We start from the raw sequence: 16,818 nt of genomic DNA, 5'->3' as shown, positions 1-16,818 counted from the left end.
CACTAAATGATCGGCATTATGCATTAGCAGGCTTTTTTGTTTAAGCGGTATATTACTTCTTACGCCAAGTGGTGCCTTCAGGGCCATCTTCAAGAATAACACCGAGGGCATTGAGGCCATCTCTTGCTACATCAGCAGCCGCCCAATCCTTTTCGGTTCGCGCTCGGTTACGCTCAACAATTAACGCTTCAATCTCGGCCACTTCATCATCACTTCCTTCGCCTTTAAAGAAAGTATCAACATCTTGACCTAAGATCCCTAACACATCAGCAAGCTGCTTTAACGCGACACCTAAGGCTGACGCTTGCTGCATGTCAGTTAATTTAAGACGATTAATTTCGCGTACCATTTCAAACAGCACAGAGTAAGCTTCGGGTGTATTGAAGTCATCATCCATTGCACGTTTAAATTGTGCGACAAACTCTTCAGCAGGTGCAGCATCGACCGTAAGATCCAAATCTTTTAGCGCTGTATAAATACGCTCCAATCCAGATTTAGCCTGTTTAAGGTTCTCTTCTGAGTAATTAAGCTGACTACGGTAATGGCCTGACAACAAGAAGTAACGCACTGTCGCCGCATCATAGTGATTTAATACGTCACGGATGGTGAAGAAGTTGTTCAACGATTTAGACATCTTCTCCTTATCAACCATTACCATGCCTGTATGCATCCAGTAGTTTACGTACTGAGTGTCGTGTGCACAGCAAGATTGCGCTATCTCGTTCTCATGATGAGGGAACTGAAGATCGCTGCCGCCGCCATGGATGTCAAAATGATTACCAAGATGCTTGCTGTTCATTGCTGAACATTCAATATGCCAACCAGGACGCCCAGGACCCCAAGGAGAATCCCAAGTAGGCTCACCAGGTTTAGACATTTTCCATAGAACAAAGTCCATAGGATCACGCTTAGCATCTTCAACTTCTACCCTTGCGCCAGCTTGCAACTGTTCAAGGTTCTGCCCAGATAAACGACCATATTCTGGGAACGATGATACACTGAACAAAACATCACCGTTGGTTGCTACATAAGCATGCTCACGAGCGATAAGCTTCTCAACCATCTCTATGATTTCTGGCATATGCAGCGTTGCACGAGGCTCAAAATCAGGACGAGCCATATTAAGAGAATCAAAATCTCTGTGCATCTCACCAATCAAGCGTTCTGTTAATGAGTCACAACTTTCATTGTTCTCGTTAGCACGCTTGATAATCTTGTCATCTACATCGGTGATATTACGCTGAAAATTAACGTCATAACCGCTATATCTCAAGTACCTTACAATCATGTCAAATGAAACAAAAGTACGTCCATGACCAATATGACATAAATCATAAATGGTCACCCCACACACATACATGCCAATTTTTCCGGGCTGTATTGGTATAAACTGTTCTTTTTGGCGGGTAAGCGTATTGTAAAGCTTCAACATTGATTATTCTCTTCAACGGCTATATTCAGAAATAGGTCGTTCAGTCTACCACTGCAAAACTCACGGTTCCAAGCAGTTTTCCCATACCAAGTGCGCAAAATCGTGTAGAACTGATTAATATTGGCTAGAAAGCGTTCTCCTATACAACTTGTTTGCATTATTCCCCATAAGCCGTACTTTATTGGTTGCCTATTAGCTGTTCACTGAGTGCATTATTTAAAGTGACAAATCACGCAACACTTTATGCTGCAGCGCAATTACGTTAGAATCCAGCCATTATTTACCATGTGTTAAATTGCGAGAGTAAAAATTATGATCACACTGCATACCAACCACGGCGAAATCAAGCTTTCTCTTGACGCTGAAAAAGCACCAAAAACTGCAGCCAACTTTGAGAAGTATGTCAAAGAAGGTTTTTACGACGGAACCGTTTTTCACCGTGTTATTGACGGTTTCATGGTTCAAGGTGGTGGTTTTACTGAAGAGATGGAACAGAAGCGTAGCGGTGAAACCATTGAGAACGAAGCAAACAATGGCCTTTCAAACAAAGTAGGCACCATTGCTATGGCACGTACTTCAGATCCACATTCAGCAACGGCTCAATTTTTTATCAACATCAACGATAACACTTTCTTAGACTTTAAGTCTGAGTCTGCACAAGGTTGGGGTTACTGTGTATTTGGTGAAGTTGCTGAAGGTATGGACGTTGTTAATAAAATTAAGGCAGTAAGCACCGGAAACCGTGGCATGCATCAAGATGTCCCTCTTGAGGCTGTAATCATCGAAAAAGTGACTATCGAAGAGTAAGACTGACTTGATGCGCACACTTTTTGTGGGCGATTTGCACTTAAGTGCAGATCGTCCCGATATTACCCAAGCTTTTCTTACTTTCTTAGAGACTCAGCTTACCGATACCTCAGCACTCTATATCCTAGGCGATCTGTTTGAAGTTTGGGTGGGAGATGATATTGCAGAGCCATTTGCAAATCAGATAGCAGATGCCATTAAACTAGCCTCAAAAAAATTGCCCATTTTCTTTATTCACGGCAACCGAGACTTTCTTATCGGCAGTGCATTTGCGCAGCGCAGTGGCATGACCTTATTGCCCGAAGTTTTTACCATCAATTTGTATGGCATCGACTCCGTTATTCTGCACGGCGATAGCCTCTGTACCTTAGATAAACCCTACCAACGCTTTAGAAAGTTTCGTAATTTAACATGGGCAAAGTGGCTATATGCTCACCTGCCAAAGTCAAAGAGACTTGGAATTGCCGCTAAATTAAGAAGCAACAGTCAAAGCAGCAATCAACAAAAAAGCTATAGCATTATGGATGTAGAGCCCGACGCTGTACTCGCACTGCTTGAAGAGACTCATACGCAGCAAATGATCCATGGTCATACGCACCGTCCCGCTATCCATCAGCTTGCTAATGGAAAACGTCGAATAGTTGTCGGTGATTGGTATGAGCAAGGCAGTATGCTATGCATTAGCCAAGATAACATTGAGCTTATAGAGCTGCCTTTTGGTCAGTAAGCCCCCTACTGGCCTTCCATCTGTTTCGTCGCTTTAAACTGCTTCCATGAGAGATGGCGCACCGCTATGAAACTTAAAATCCTCATCTACTGATGAGATAAGCTCAGCTTCGACGGCGGCAAAATGGGCAACTCTGTCAGCGATATCGGTGGTCGAAATAGCCTGAGCGAGTGTTAAATAATCTTGGTAGTGACGAGCTTCAGAGCGCAATAGAGAGATATAAAACTTCTTCAACTCAGCATCTAGGTGAGGGGCAAGCTTGGCAAAACGTTCGCAAGAGCGAGCTTCAATAAACGCGCCAACGATAAGCTTATCTATCAACGTAGCCGGCTCATGGGTTCTCACCTGTTTCATCATCCCCTTGGCATACCGGCCAGCGCGGGCATTTTGATACTCAATACCGCGGCTATGCATAATCTCCAATACTTGCTCAAAATGGTGAAACTCCTCTTTAATCAAGCGCACCATCTTCTGAATAAGGTCAGCACTATGAGCAAAATCCTTACGGGCAACAAGTTCACCTACTAACTCATTTTTCTTGCTCTCTTTTGACAAAAAAGCTGTCACATCTCGTGTTTTAATGTAGACGAAATCTTCATAGGGTTTTGCCCAATCTAACAAAACCTTGCCACTTGGCTTATCAATGGCATATTTACGCACCAAAAACATCGCCGTCTGCGCCGCTTTTAACTCACAATTACAATGATCAATCAGCAAACCTCTTAGCTGTTCAGGCTTTATTGCTTCTTCAATCCAACTATCTGGGGTTTCACATTTCAAAAATGAGTAAATAGGGGCAAGTAACTGCTGCATGCTATGGCTCTTTACGCTGTTCGTTAGAGTTAACTATTTTATCAGTAATTTCCTGCACAATCCTAGCTTAACATCTATGCTTAAAATGATTGGCTTGACTCTTGGTTAGTTTTGTTCAATAAATAGCCTTAGAGCTGTAAAAAGTTCGTCTGCAGTTTGGCGAGCCAATTTAATCTAAAAGTTAAATGCTAAACAAGGATAACTATAATGATATTGAATCACTTAATGGGGCTATACACTCATCCAAAAGAAGAGTGGCAAACAATTGAAAAAAACCACGAAGCGCTTAGAAGTAGTCTGAGCCATATCTTAATCGTTGCACTCATTCCTGCTATCTGCACTTTCTTTGCAACGTCACAAATTGGTTGGGATCTCGGCGTTGGAGAGCGTCAATTCTTAACAGCTGAAAGCGCACTAATCATGTCTACAGGCATGTATTTCGGCCTCATTGCAGGCGTATTCGCACTGGCTTACGTTGCTTTTTGGATGGCTAAAACCTTCGATGCAAAACCAAGTTACACTCAAGCATTAGAGTTAGCAGCATACACTGCAACCCCATTATTTATGGTGGGCTTAGCGACGCTTTATCCAACATTGTGGTTCATCATGGTAGTTGGTTTAGCCGGGTTAGCTTATTCGGTTTATCTACTTTATACCGGGGTGCCAATCATAATGAATATCCCGGAAGAGAAAGGCTTTATCTATGCAAGTTCCGTTGTAACAGCAGGCTTAGTGTTACTTGTCGGACTGATGGCATCTAGCGTTATTTTATGGAGCGTTGGGTTTGGGCCGATGTACCAATAAGTGAACTGATTCCACCTACAAAAAAGCCGACATATTGTCGGCTTTTTTATTTTCGAGTTTATCAACTCAAACTAATACCTAGCAGTATAAAACGATTACGCGAAAGTATCACGTAGTGGCACCGTTAGGTTAAAGACTAGGTTGTCTTTAGTTGAATCCTTATTGTCTGCGCAGAAGTAGCCTTCACGTTCAAACTGATATGCTTTTTCAGCTTCAGCGTTAACCAGTCCAGCTTCAACAAACCCATGCTTAACCGTTAATGATTGCGGATTGAGCACATCGTCAACAGACTCTGCTGCCGCTGGGTTGGCATCGTTAAATAGACGTTCATACAGACGGAACTCTGCAGGTTGAGCTGTCGTTGCTTCTACCCAATGGATCACGCCTTTAACCTTACGACCGTCACTTGGATTTTTGCCCAAGGTTTCATCATCATAGGTACAGTAAATAGTGGTCACGTTGCCATCAGCATCTTTATCACAGCGTTCAGCTTTAATCACATACGCATTACGTAAGCGAACTTCTTTACCCTGTACTAAGCGTTTGAACTTCTTATTTGCTTCTTCACGGAAATCATCTGCGTCGATGTAAAGTTCACGCCCGAATGACAGTGGACGTTTACCCATCTCTTCATTACTTGGATGTATAGGTGCTTGGACAGTTTCAACTTGGTTTTCAGGGTAGTTTTCAATCACTACCTTAACAGGGTTAATAACCGCCATCGCGCGCGGAGCATGTTCATTTAGCTCTTCACGGATACAAGCATCTAACATGGCAACTTCAATCATGTTCTCTTGCTTAGTTACACCTATACGCTTACAGAATTCACGAATGGAAGCTGCGGTATAGCCACGGCGTCTAAAACCTGCAATCGTAGGCATACGAGCATCATCCCAACCAGAGACGATGTTTCGTACTACAAGATCGTTCAGCTTACGCTTAGACATTAGCGTGTACTCAAGGTTTAGTCTTGAGAACTCATACTGACGTGTGCGACTTGGAGACTGAAAATCATCTAAATGATCCAACACCCAATCATACAATCTGCGGTTGTCTTGAAACTCTAGAGTACAAAGCGAGTGGCTAATGTCCTCAATCGCATCAGAGATACAGTGAGTAAAGTCATACATAGGGTATATGCACCACTTATCACCTGTTTGATGATGATGGGCAAAGCGTACCCGATAAATGATCGGATCGCGCATACACATAAATGGCGATGCCATATCAATCTTTGCTCTTAACGCACACTCACCCTCTTTGAACTCGCCATTACGCATTTTTTCAAATAGCGCTAAGTTCTCTTCAGGTGTTGTATCACGGTAAGGACTGTTTTTACCCGGCTCTTTTAACGTGCCGCGGTACTCACGAGTTTGTTCTGCATTTAAGAAACAAACGTAAGCTAAACCTTTAGTGATCAACTCAACCGCATATTGATGCAGTTGATCAAAGTAATTTGAAGAGTAACGAATATCGCCACTCCACTGGAAACCAAGCCACTGCACATCATTCTGAATTGAGTGGACATAATCAATGTCCTCTTTTTCAGGATTGGTATCGTCAAAACGTAAGTTACATTGACCTTGGTAGTCTTGTGCGATGCCAAAGTTTAGGCAGATAGACTTAGCATGGCCGATATGAAGAAAACCATTAGGCTCTGGCGGAAAACGGGTATGCACAGCGCTGTGCTTACCGCTGGCAAGATCTTCATCTATGATACTACGTATGAAGTTACTTGGACGTACTTCAGTGTCCACATGACTCATGGAATTCCTCTTTGCGAACGATGGTTAATGACGAAAAAAGCATAATCCTACAGATCCCCAGTAGGGTCAACGGTTCACGCTCAAAAACACGGGTTAATGGTTACAGCATAGCCATTTAAAGACAAAAAAGCAGCGAATCATCGCTGCTTTTATCTATACACTCAGATTATACGCTAATACTGCTATTCCGTAATCACTTTAATACCGGGAATAATCGTCTGCGTTTTTCGCCCTTTCCTCTTCAGCCATACATAAAATACAACTAATGCGAGGGTGAAGAAGCCAATCCATAAACTTGATTGCAGAGGATGTTGAGCAAACGTAGCGCCTTGATAGAATACCGTCGCAGTGCCATATGCAAGACCAAAGGTCCATAACCCTGCAAATGCCGCCCAACGTCCACCAAACTCGTTCACAAGTGCGCCCATTGCTGCGACACACGGCGTGTATAGTAATATAAACAATAGGTATGCAAATGCTGCAATCACACCAGAGAAACCAGCCTGCAGTGCAGTAAAGGTTGAGCTATCAACCTCTAACTCTTCTGACGCAGCTTCAACTGAAGAGACATCGCCAACAGATATAGATAATGGATCTTCAGGCGAAATGCCAAATAAGTTCTCAGGGATAGTAGCAAAGGCTTCAGCAAAGGTTTCAGATAGCGGCGCTAAGTCTTCATCGCCAGCACTGTTGTCAGAGTAAAGACTATTCAACGTACCGACCACGGCTTCTTTTGCAAAGATACCAGTAATAATACCCACTGTTGCAGGCCAGTTATCTTGCTCTACACCCATAGGGGCAAATAGCGGAGTAACTTTTTGGCTTGCTACACTGAGTACTGACTCAGAGCTATCTTCGTGACCAAATGTTCCATCAATACCAATAGCATTGACGAAGTTAAGTAAGGTTACCACGATAACAATCGTCTTACCCGCTCCCATAATAAAGCTCTTTGTACGCTTACCTGTTCGAGCCATTACAGTCTTAAACTTAGGCTTCTCATAGCTTGGTAGCTCCATCACTACCGCACTGCTTGAGCCTGGCAGTAAAGTGGAACGCAATAATAAACCGGTACCAATCGCAGCCAAAATGCCAATCATGTAAAGCAAGAAAACTAAATTCTGACCAGATTCTGGGAAGAAAGCAGCAGCAAATAACGCATATACAGGTAAACGCGCTCCACATGACATAAACGGTGCCATCATTCCTGTGACAATACGTTCACGCTCGCTACCTAAGGTTCGAGTAGCCATAATCGCCGGCACTGAACAACCAAAACCAACAATCATAGGTACAAAAGCACGTCCAGGAAGACCAATACGGCGCATCAATCCATCAACAACAAAAGCTGCACGAGCCATGTATCCAGAACCTTCAAGTACTGATAAGGCTAAGAATAGCGCTGCAATAACCGGGATAAACGTAGCAACAGTTTGAATACCTTGACCAACACCACCGGCGACAATCGTCACTAACCATTCGGGTGAACCTAGGCTCGACATTAATGCGCCGAAATGATCAACAAAAATAGCTCCTGCAGCGATATCAAAGAAGTCGATAAAAGAACTACCAACATTAATACTGAACATAAACATTAGGTACATCACAAACAGGAATACAGGGATCCCTGCAACGGGGTGAAGCACCACTTTGTCTAGTTTGTCAGTTAATGTTTCGGCATTGTCACTGGTAACTGAACCAGTAAACACCTGCTCAACGAAGTTGAAGCGTGTGGTGGCCACCATTATTTCAATGTCTTTACCTTGAGCAGACAATGCTTGAGAGTATTGCTCAACTTCGCTCGCCATTTGACTATTTTTGCACTTACCACAGCCTAATCCATTAGCGAGCATCGCAAGTGCACGCCCTCGGCTCAACTTGTCATCGGCAGCAAGCAGGTTGCTTACACCAGACTCAATTTCTGTATCGTAATTAAGCACTAAAGGCGCTTCAGAAACTTTCCCATCGAGCAAAGCAACAAACTGTTGTTTCACCTTCTCAATGTCTTGTTCATCGCGAGAGCACACAGCCACAACAGGACAACCTAGCTCTTTGCTCATCTGTGCGACATCGATATGAATACCACGACTAATCGCAGCATCTATTTTGTTTAGCACTACAACTAATGGGATACCAAGCTCACGCAGTTGCACCGTTAAGTATAAGTGACGTTCGATATTGGTTGCATCAACAAGATTAATAATGCCGTCAATTGGCTGATCAGCTAGATACTGCTGCGCAATCTGTTCATCTAAAGAGCAGTCGCAACTGTTACCAGCCGGTAATAAATCATAAATACCGGGAAGGTCAGTAAGAAAAACATCGGTACCCTGCAGCGCGAATTGCCCTGTTTTCTTTTCAACAGTAACTCCAGACCAGTTACCTACTTGTTGGTTCGAGCCAGTAAGAGCATTAAAAAGAGTCGACTTACCCGCGTTAGGGTTACCGACGGTGACGCAATTAAATTGCTTATCCATTCGCTTTTTCAACCTCAATAATATCTGCTAAATCGCGACGCATGCATAACTTACTGCCTCGGATATCTAATTCTACGCCTGAGCCCATTGGTGCCCTGCGGATCAAAGAAAATCGAGTGTTGGGTGTGATCCCCATCGATAGGAGTTTGCGTTTAACAACTGCCGGTAGGTCAATTTGCCCTACTTGAGAAATTCTGGCGAAATCGCCTGGATTTAGTTCACTTAACTTCATTGTGCATTCCACCTAATTACAGGCCTCAACTTTCTTTGAATTGATACTGATTCTAAAGGACTGTTAATCTCAATAACTTTACCTAGATCAACATTTCAGACCGTAAACGATAATAATTTTCAATTGTGTTCTCTATTATGTGACAAATCTCTCAACTAATAAATGGTCTCACCTCAGATAAATAAGTAGTGGCTAACCCCCCAAATAATAATGGTTATTATTTACACTGAAATCAAATGAATAGCTTCACAATCAAGAGTGTGATCAAGATCACGCTTCAATATTTACCCTTTAAAGATCAGTGATAAATACTAAATTAGACAGCCTACTTGTTATGAACTTGTCATGTTTTTGTTATATTATTTTATGTTAGTAATTTACATAACTACTAATATTGCAATCCAAAAAAAGAACGCTTAAAAAGCGAATGGAATGGGAATGACATGATGAACAAAACCACAGGATGGTTCTCTACAAAACTAGTGAACTTGCTAATGCTCACGACTATGGCATTTTGCTTTAATGTCATGTCAGCCCCATGGGACGATCAACCACCTAAAGAGGTTGAAGCTCTATTAGATAAAAAGTTTGCTGAAGGAAAGTATTCATCGAAAGGCGCTGACACCTGCCTAATGTGTCACAGAAAGAGCCCAAAAGTGATGGAACTGTTCGACGGTGTTCACGGCAATGCCAATGTTAAAGGTTCGCCAATGGCAGATCTTCAATGCGAAGCATGTCACGGACCATTAGGATCTCATAACCGTGGTGGCAAAGAGCCAATGATTACATTTGGTTCAAACTCCCCTGTTCCTGCCGACAAACAAAATAGTGTTTGTATGAGTTGCCATAACGATGATGAACGTATGGCCTGGAGCGGCAATCACCACGACAATGCAGATGTCAGCTGTGCAAACTGCCATCAAGTCCACACAGGACACGACCCCATAGCAGATAGAGCAACTGAAGTTGCAGTCTGCACCAGTTGTCACACTCAACAAAAAGCTGACATGAATAAACGCTCCTCTCACCCACTAAAATGGCAACAGATGGTATGTAGTGACTGCCACAACCCGCATGGCACACTCGCAGATGCTAGCTTAAAGCAGATGAGCGTTAATGAAAATTGTTACTCTTGTCACGCTGAAAAACGCGGCCCCAAATTATGGGAACATGCGCCGGTTACAGAAGATTGTGCGTCTTGTCATAATCCACATGGCAGCGTCAACGAAGCGATGCTGATCAGTAAACCGCCTATGTTATGTCAACAATGTCACGCATCTGTTGGACACACATCAAATGCCGTATTCGGTGGCAATCCCAATGCATTTAATGCGGGACAAAGCTGTATGAACTGCCATTCGCAAGTACATGGCTCTAACCATCCATCTGGCAAGCTACTACAGCGCTAACAAGGAGTGGCAATGATGAAAGATATACAGTTCCATATTAATAAGCCGTTGCAGCTTTCTCTAATAGCGTTGGCTATCAGCGCATCTATAACGTCGGTGCATGCAGCAGGTTACGGCGTCCAAAGTGCCAACCGCGACAATGCAAAAGTCGAAAAGTGGGAGTGCAAGCGCTGCGTAACAACCTCAGGCTTTAATGGCAGCATCATTATAGGCGCTGCCTATAATGATGCTGGTGACATTAATTTTGGTAATACGACCGGTACAGATACAGACGGTGCAGTCGGGCATATAGAGGCTGACCTTAACTATCAATCAGAAAATGGTTATCAAACTACAGTAACAGCAGACAAGTTGGGGTATGACACAGGTAGTGCGGCAATAGAGACTGGCCGAAAAGGCCAATATTCCATCGCTTTAGGTTATCGAGGACTAGCGAACTACGACACCAATGCGGCGCTAACACCCTATATGAATAGTGGAGATCAGCTTTTTCTGCCCGATGATTGGCAAACTGGTGCAACCACGGGGCAAATGTCGAACCTAAATGATGACATTTCCGATATAGCGTTAAAAACTCAACGTGATAGGTTTTTATTAGCAGCTGACTATAAAGGTAGCTTCTACAAGGCTGATATTAATTACCAGCATGAAAAGCGTGAAGGTAAACGCACTTTTTCCGGTAATTTACTCACCAATAGCGCCATGCTAGCCCAGCCTATTGATGATACAACCGATGAATTTGGTGCAAAAATCTATTTTAACGGTAAAGGTTGGTTAGTCGGCATCGACTCATCTTTTAGCCAGTACAAGAATGATCATAAAGCCGTTAATTGGGAGTCCGCCTTTACACCTACATTTGGTGCAGCCTATGAAGGTCAAAGCGCTGCGGCTCCAGACAACAAAGCCTATCGAGTCGGGGCAAATGCGCAAATTAATGGCAACGGCCATCAAGTGTTGATGAACTTAAGCGTTGCGAGCTTTACACAAGATCAAGCTTTCCTACCGGCAACGATTAATGGTCCCTCCCCCGCTCTACCAACCAGTAGCCTTGACGGTCAGGTTGATACCACCGACATGAAACTTAAGTACTCTGGCCGACCTGCACGAGGCTTAAGTGTAAGAGCGCGTTATGACTACTCAGATCGAGACAATAAAACAGCGCTGAATGCCTATCCACAAGTCATCAGTGATAGCTATTATGCAGGCACCGCTGTTAACCCAGAATATGATCGTACTAAGCAGTTAGTCGATGTTGGCGCGAAATACCGTTTTAACCGTAGTATATATATAGATGGTGGCTATCGTTATGACCATAACGACTATAGCGATTTAGACCGAGATTCTCTGCAGCAAAATAGCCTCTATGCAAAACTAAACTACCGAATATCCCCGGCTTGGTCTGCTTGGTTAAAAGCCGAAGCGAGTGATAGAACCGGAAGTACCTATAAAGCTGTAACGACAACATCAAGTCCCAGTAATCCATATTTAAGAAAGTCATACCTTGCAGATAGACAGCGTCAAGAATACAAACTTAACGTGGCCTATAGTGGCTCAGCTGCATTTTCTGCTAGTGCCAACTTACATGCTAGCTATGACGATTATAACGATACAGAAATTGGTTTAACTCGGGTTGATACCCAAGGCTACGATATATCAGCCAATTACATGATAAGCGAGAATTTCAATCTTAACGCCTACCTCAACCAAGATTGGCGTGACAGTGACCAAGCTGGCAGCTCAAACTTTGGCTTAGCTAACTGGTATGCCAACACCGATGAGCAATCCACATTAGTCGGTGCAGGTTTAAATTACCAAAACTTGTTAGATAGCAAACTCAATCTTGGCCTAGATTATTCATACGCCGACGGACAAAGCGATACCAATGTTATTCAAGGGATCACTTCTCCTTATGGTGATTACTTCTCCGAAAAACACAATATTAATGCTTTCGCTAAGTATCAACTCGCTGAAAAAATGGCATTACGTTTCGATTGGATTTTCGAGAACTATAAAGACTCCGATTGGTTGAACCAAGGTTTATCCGTCGACTCAATCCCTAACGTGCTGACTTTTGGCGATTTAAGCCACGACTATAACGCTCATTATTTTGGCCTGACATTCAGCTACCAAATGTAGTTCTGTCAATAAAAGGAATTCAAGGAAATAAAAATGAAACTGATCACCCAATCACGACTTCATAAAAGTATTCCTCTAGGTCTAATTGCCATGCTGGCTGCTTGTGGCGGTGACGACGGCTCACCTGGCAATCCAGGTGAACCAGGAGGCCCCCCAGCTTCAGAGATTAGTGAGCTAAATATCACTGTCAAAGAGGTTGTTTTTGACACTGGAATTGCCACGGTTAATTACCGCATCACCAATGAAGAAGATGAGCCAGTTGTAGGTATCCCTTCTGCAACTTACCTTGCAGCACAACTGCTACCGATGGGCTACACCAATGCAGGTAATGCAAGTGAGTGGCAGTACTTCACCTCGGAGTCTTGTTCAGACGTTTGTGACGGCGAATTTGTCGACCATAAAAACGGTCAATATAGCTACACCTTTAGCGGTGCATTTGATGGTATGAATGACATTAGCTTTATGTCCGGTGGGACTCAGCGCGTTGTGATTAAAGTAGGCGGCGATTCGCTACCCGATGGCACAGCACTACCAATAACCAACCAACATTATGATTGGCAAGATAAAGGTGACACCCCTGCCTACACGCGAAACCTTATTGAGATGGAAACTTGTAATAGCTGTCACAATGATCTCGCTTTTCATGGCAGTAAATACAATGAAGTTGAAACCTGTGTAACTTGTCATAACGCCGATAAGGTCAGTAACCCCGATAATGTTTTTGCTCCTATGGTTCACGGCAAGCATTTAACTGGATTTCCAGGCTCACTAGCAGATTGTCAAACATGTCACTTCGCTGATGAAGCATTAACTGAAAACATGAACTGGGCGCGTGTTCCTACAATGGAAGCATGTGGTAGCTGTCACACTAATATTGACTTCCCAGCTGGACAAGGTCATCCAACTCAACAAGACAATAGTAACTGTGTCGCTTGTCATAACGCTGACTGGACCATGAGTGCCCATAGTCAAGCAGATACCGAGGCTGTTCTTGGCCAATTTAATGTAGAAATTGTCAGTGCGTCTTTAAATGGCACCACAGTAGATTTAGGCGTGAGATTATCTAACCCTGCAACCAATGAAATCTACACCGAAAGCGCCGATAATCTTGATTTTGTCAATGATCTACGTATTTACGCAAACTGGGGTGTAAGCGTTGATTATACAACTCGAAGTGCTAAGTCTATTAAGTTACAAGATATAACGCCTATCTCTGGTAGTAATGGCATCTTTAATTATCAGATAATGGGCTTAACTGTCCCTGCTGAACTTACTAATGATAAGGGTACCTTAGCTATTCAAGGTAAACTATGTAGTGATGACGATATGTTGGCAAATTGTGCAGATATAGACAACACTACCAACCTTAAATCTAGCCATCAATTCTTTAGTACAACTGCAATTACAGATATTGGCCGCCGAGTTGTTGTGACGAATGAGACCTGTGGTAGCTGTCATGGCGACCAAGAGCTCAATTATCATGGATCTCGTAATGATCTAGAAGGCCAGTGTCAGGTTTGTCATAACCCTAATATGCAAGCTGAAGCAGGTGCTGCTAACGCTGCGGCTTCAACAGCTGACTACAAACATTTAGCTCACACTCTGCATGCCGGTTCACGTGAAAGCTACCCCGATATTAATTACCCAGGCAATATCGGTAACTGTGCCCAATGCCATACAGAAGATGCTTCCGGCGTGCTTACGGCCGCGCTACCACTTGATAGTGCAGTGCAGCCATTAGCTTTTGACGACGGCAGCTTTACCAGCCCAACATCAGCCATCTGTAGCGCCTGTCATACCAGTGACACAGCTAAGAGCCATATGACCCAACAAGGAGGTGTGTTTAACGGCACAGAAGCTGATGCAACATCTGGCACAGAAAGTTGTGCCACGTGCCATGGTCAAGGTGCATCGGTCGATGTGTTAGCTGTTCACCCAATAAAATAATAATCATTAGCCCAATAACCTCCGTTATTGGGCTTTCAATGTTTTGTGATGAGAAATGGAACGCAAATTATGGAAATCAAAACTAGAAGCTCAAAACTCAGTTTGATTGCTCTCGCGAGTGCCGCTTTGTTATTTGGTTGTAGCGACGGCAATGACGGTGAAGATGGTAAAGATGGCGTAGTTGGTGTCAGTATCGATACCACTTCCTCTGTTATGGCTCAATTTACTAGCGCCACTGTAGAAGACGGAAACGTAACGGTTGAGTTTAACTTAGAAAATGCAAATGGTGTCGCAGTCCTTGGCTTGACTAAAGATTATGACTTAAGATTTGGTATTGCCCAGCTTGCTCATGTTACCGAAACTCTTGGTGAAGTAGAGTATGACCGTGGATATCAATGGCAAGCCTATATCAATGCGTTAAAAGAACCTGGTGATTTACCTGATGATACTTCGGGTTTAGTGCCATCTCCACAGTACCAAGCAAATGTAGAAGCTGCGAGTAGCTGTGAAACGTGTTTTGTAGATAACGGCGATGGCAGCTATAGCTATACATTTATGCAAAACATTGCCAACGTAACTGAACCTCTAGCCGTGACCTATGGCGAAGATAATACGCATAGGGCTACGTTAGAGCTTAAACTGCCTCAAGCAACAGCAAATGCACATCACGATTGGCAACCATCTTCAGGTGAAACCTCAGGAATACAAACCAGAGACGTAGTTAACATAGCCGCATGTTACACTTGTCACCAACCAGAAAGCCTTGAGTTACATGGCGGAAGACGTGTTGATTTAGAGAACTGTGCAAGTTGTCATACCGCAACTTCAGGTGATCCAGAAAGTGGAAATAGCGTCGATTTCACCTACATGATCCACGCAATCCACAAAGGTCAAGACAGAGAAACCAGCACACCTGATGGATTAGTGCCTGCCCCTTATAAAATTGTCGGTTACGGCGGAAGCTTACATGACTACGGTAAAGTAATGTTCCCGCAAAAACCAGCAGCGAACTGTGCCTCATGCCACGTAGAAGGAGAAGGCGCGCCAGCTAATGCTGACTTATTTAAAGCAGACTTAAGTAATACCGCCTGTGTAAGCTGTCATACTGAAAAGCCATCACAATCGCACAGTAGCACTAACTGTATCGCTTGCCATAATTCAACCGATACTTATCCTGGTACAGGCAACGCAGAGAAACGCCATGGCGATGTATTAAAAGCATACACAGACGCTGAAGCAATGGGAGTGACCTTTAGTAACGTAGGTCTTGATACTGCTGGAAAGTTAATGTTTGATGTACAAATAACTGACGCAAGCGGTGCTGCAATTTCTGAAGAGTTTATTGAACAAGGAACCCGCGTAGTAGTTGCTTGGGATAGCGATAAAGACTTCCCTGCTTATACTGATGCATCTTACAGCATACGTCGCTTTAAGCTCTCAGATGGTACTTATAATGCTGACACAAAGGCCTTTACTATTGTAGCTAGCACATTTGATATGCCTGCTGACGCCGATGGAAAAACCTTTGAGTTATGGTCAGCTGTAGAAGTCTGCTTTAATAACGGTGGCTACGCTGTAAAAGAAGTGGTGATGACAGAATGTTCTGATAGAACACGTTCTATCCCCGTTAAAGAAGCACCTTATCATTTCGTTTGGTCTGGTAGCGGTATCGATGACGGTGCTCAAGCGGCTATGCGCCGCTCAATCGTTGATGCAGCTAAATGCCAGAGCTGTCATAATCAAGAGAACCATCATTATAACAATGGTTATAATTGTCAGACATGTCATACCTCAGATAAAACGACCAAAGGTGATAGTAGCTTCCCTGGTGGTATGAAGCCTACCAGTTATGCTTACAAAGCACACGAAGCTGAAGGACATTACCTTAAGTATGCTGGTGTTCAATCTGGTACCGTCCTTAAAACCGATTGTACTACTTGTCACACTGATGATGGGATCCAGCTTGGACGAGCCCCTGATCGCGTATGGCGCTATGGTGATACCACTACAGGTGCTGATATTTGGGTATCTTCTGATGCCGGAGCATGTCTAAGCTGTCATCAGAAGTATTTAAGTGATTCTGGCGCAAGCCATATCACATCTAACGGTGGTATTTTAGATGGTATGGATGCCGATGATGTTAGGACACGTTCGGCTGAAGCTTGTTCTACTTGTCATAATCCAAGTCAATTGCTTGAGATCCATGGCAACTAATAGCAAACGTTTTGGTTGATAAAAGGAGGCTATGCCTAATGCCGATCAGTTAAG

General features: G+C 43.5%; 12 protein-coding genes. 7 read left to right on the top strand and 5 right to left on the bottom strand.

From position 1 onward, the window contains the following. Positions 1-52: 52 nt before the first annotated feature. Positions 53-1,432: a cysteine--tRNA ligase gene (cysS, locus tag AB4238_RS17820; protein ID WP_372034658.1), complete on the bottom strand. Its 1,380-nt coding sequence runs from the start codon at positions 1,430-1,432 to the stop codon at positions 53-55. 312 nt (positions 1,433-1,744) lie between these two features. Here cysS and AB4238_RS17815 point away from each other — a divergent pair, with 312 nt between their 5' ends. Together AB4238_RS17815 and AB4238_RS17810 are read left to right on the top strand one after the other, a co-directional pair. Further along, positions 1,745-2,239, top strand: a complete 495-nt coding sequence (locus tag AB4238_RS17815; RefSeq protein WP_372034657.1) for a peptidylprolyl isomerase — start codon at positions 1,745-1,747, stop codon at positions 2,237-2,239. Positions 2,240-2,249: 10 nt separating this feature from the next. Beyond that, positions 2,250-2,966, top strand: coding sequence for a UDP-2,3-diacylglucosamine diphosphatase (locus AB4238_RS17810; RefSeq protein ID WP_372034656.1), 717 nt, complete (start codon positions 2,250-2,252; stop codon positions 2,964-2,966). 33 nt (positions 2,967-2,999) lie between these two features. Here AB4238_RS17810 and miaE read toward each other — a convergent pair whose 3' ends face one another. After that, a complete protein-coding gene (gene miaE / locus AB4238_RS17805) occupies positions 3,000-3,779 on the bottom strand; it encodes a tRNA isopentenyl-2-thiomethyl-A-37 hydroxylase MiaE (protein ID WP_372034655.1) in 780 nt (259 codons plus the stop codon). 207 nt (positions 3,780-3,986) lie between these two features. Between miaE and AB4238_RS17800 the strand changes: the two genes are divergently transcribed. Further along, positions 3,987-4,583: a Yip1 family protein gene (locus AB4238_RS17800; protein WP_372034654.1), complete on the top strand. Its 597-nt coding sequence runs from the start codon at positions 3,987-3,989 to the stop codon at positions 4,581-4,583. 95 nt (positions 4,584-4,678) lie between these two features. Here AB4238_RS17800 and glnS read toward each other — a convergent pair whose 3' ends face one another. From glnS to AB4238_RS17785, 3 genes are all read right to left on the bottom strand, one after another. Continuing rightward, positions 4,679-6,349 carry a glutamine--tRNA ligase gene (gene glnS, locus AB4238_RS17795; RefSeq protein ID WP_372034653.1) on the bottom strand — a complete coding sequence of 557 codons (1,671 nt, stop codon included), beginning with the start codon at positions 6,347-6,349 and terminating at the stop codon, positions 4,679-4,681. Between the two features lie 182 nt (positions 6,350-6,531). Further along, positions 6,532-8,826, bottom strand: coding sequence for a Fe(2+) transporter permease subunit FeoB (gene feoB / locus AB4238_RS17790; protein WP_372034652.1), 2,295 nt, complete (start codon positions 8,824-8,826; stop codon positions 6,532-6,534). Continuing rightward, on the bottom strand, positions 8,819-9,058 hold the full coding sequence (locus tag AB4238_RS17785) for a FeoA family protein (RefSeq protein WP_020913325.1): 240 nt from the start codon (positions 9,056-9,058) through the stop codon (positions 8,819-8,821). The genes feoB and AB4238_RS17785 overlap by 8 nt, the downstream gene beginning before the upstream one ends. Before the next feature lie 494 nt (positions 9,059-9,552). Here AB4238_RS17785 and AB4238_RS17780 point away from each other — a divergent pair, with 494 nt between their 5' ends. From AB4238_RS17780 to AB4238_RS17765, 4 genes are all read left to right on the top strand, one after another. Continuing rightward, positions 9,553-10,467 (top strand): DmsE family decaheme c-type cytochrome, encoded by a 915-nt coding sequence (locus AB4238_RS17780; protein ID WP_372034659.1) that lies wholly within the window; start codon positions 9,553-9,555, stop codon positions 10,465-10,467. Between the two features lie 12 nt (positions 10,468-10,479). Further along, positions 10,480-12,603: an MtrB/PioB family decaheme-associated outer membrane protein gene (locus AB4238_RS17775; protein WP_372034651.1), complete on the top strand. Its 2,124-nt coding sequence runs from the start codon at positions 10,480-10,482 to the stop codon at positions 12,601-12,603. A gap of 33 nt (positions 12,604-12,636) precedes the next feature. Next, on the top strand, positions 12,637-14,550 hold the full coding sequence (locus AB4238_RS17770) for an OmcA/MtrC family decaheme c-type cytochrome (protein ID WP_372034650.1): 1,914 nt from the start codon (positions 12,637-12,639) through the stop codon (positions 14,548-14,550). Positions 14,551-14,619: 69 nt separating this feature from the next. Then, positions 14,620-16,764, top strand: a complete 2,145-nt coding sequence (locus AB4238_RS17765) for an OmcA/MtrC family decaheme c-type cytochrome (protein ID WP_372034649.1) — start codon at positions 14,620-14,622, stop codon at positions 16,762-16,764. Positions 16,765-16,818 lie beyond the last annotated feature (54 nt).

The sequence above is a fragment of the Shewanella sp. 10N.286.45.A1 genome (genome assembly GCF_041470405.1).
In the GTDB taxonomy this organism is placed as follows: domain Bacteria; phylum Pseudomonadota; class Gammaproteobacteria; order Enterobacterales; family Shewanellaceae; genus Shewanella.
The sequence above is the reverse complement of the archived record's forward strand: the minus strand, read 5'-3'. Positions and strand labels throughout refer to the sequence as shown.

What these genes read in the sequence shown, in the direction of transcription:
- cysS (WP_372034658.1), bottom strand. Translation starts at nt 1,432, where the DNA reads ATGTTGAAGCTTTACAATACGCTTACCCGCCAAAAAGAACAGTTTATA.
- AB4238_RS17765 (WP_372034649.1), top strand. Translation starts at nt 14,620, where the DNA reads ATGGAAATCAAAACTAGAAGCTCAAAACTCAGTTTGATTGCTCTCGCG.
- feoB (WP_372034652.1), bottom strand. Translation starts at nt 8,826, where the DNA reads ATGGATAAGCAATTTAATTGCGTCACCGTCGGTAACCCTAACGCGGGT.
- glnS (WP_372034653.1), bottom strand. Translation starts at nt 6,349, where the DNA reads ATGAGTCATGTGGACACTGAAGTACGTCCAAGTAACTTCATACGTAGT.
- miaE (WP_372034655.1), bottom strand. Translation starts at nt 3,779, where the DNA reads ATGCAGCAGTTACTTGCCCCTATTTACTCATTTTTGAAATGTGAAACC.
- AB4238_RS17780 (WP_372034659.1), top strand. Translation starts at nt 9,553, where the DNA reads ATGCTCACGACTATGGCATTTTGCTTTAATGTCATGTCAGCCCCATGG.
- AB4238_RS17810 (WP_372034656.1), top strand. Translation starts at nt 2,250, where the DNA reads ATGCGCACACTTTTTGTGGGCGATTTGCACTTAAGTGCAGATCGTCCC.
- AB4238_RS17785 (WP_020913325.1), bottom strand. Translation starts at nt 9,058, where the DNA reads ATGAAGTTAAGTGAACTAAATCCAGGCGATTTCGCCAGAATTTCTCAA.
- AB4238_RS17815 (WP_372034657.1), top strand. Translation starts at nt 1,745, where the DNA reads ATGATCACACTGCATACCAACCACGGCGAAATCAAGCTTTCTCTTGAC.
- AB4238_RS17800 (WP_372034654.1), top strand. Translation starts at nt 3,987, where the DNA reads ATGATATTGAATCACTTAATGGGGCTATACACTCATCCAAAAGAAGAG.
- AB4238_RS17770 (WP_372034650.1), top strand. Translation starts at nt 12,637, where the DNA reads ATGAAACTGATCACCCAATCACGACTTCATAAAAGTATTCCTCTAGGT.
- AB4238_RS17775 (WP_372034651.1), top strand. Translation starts at nt 10,480, where the DNA reads ATGATGAAAGATATACAGTTCCATATTAATAAGCCGTTGCAGCTTTCT.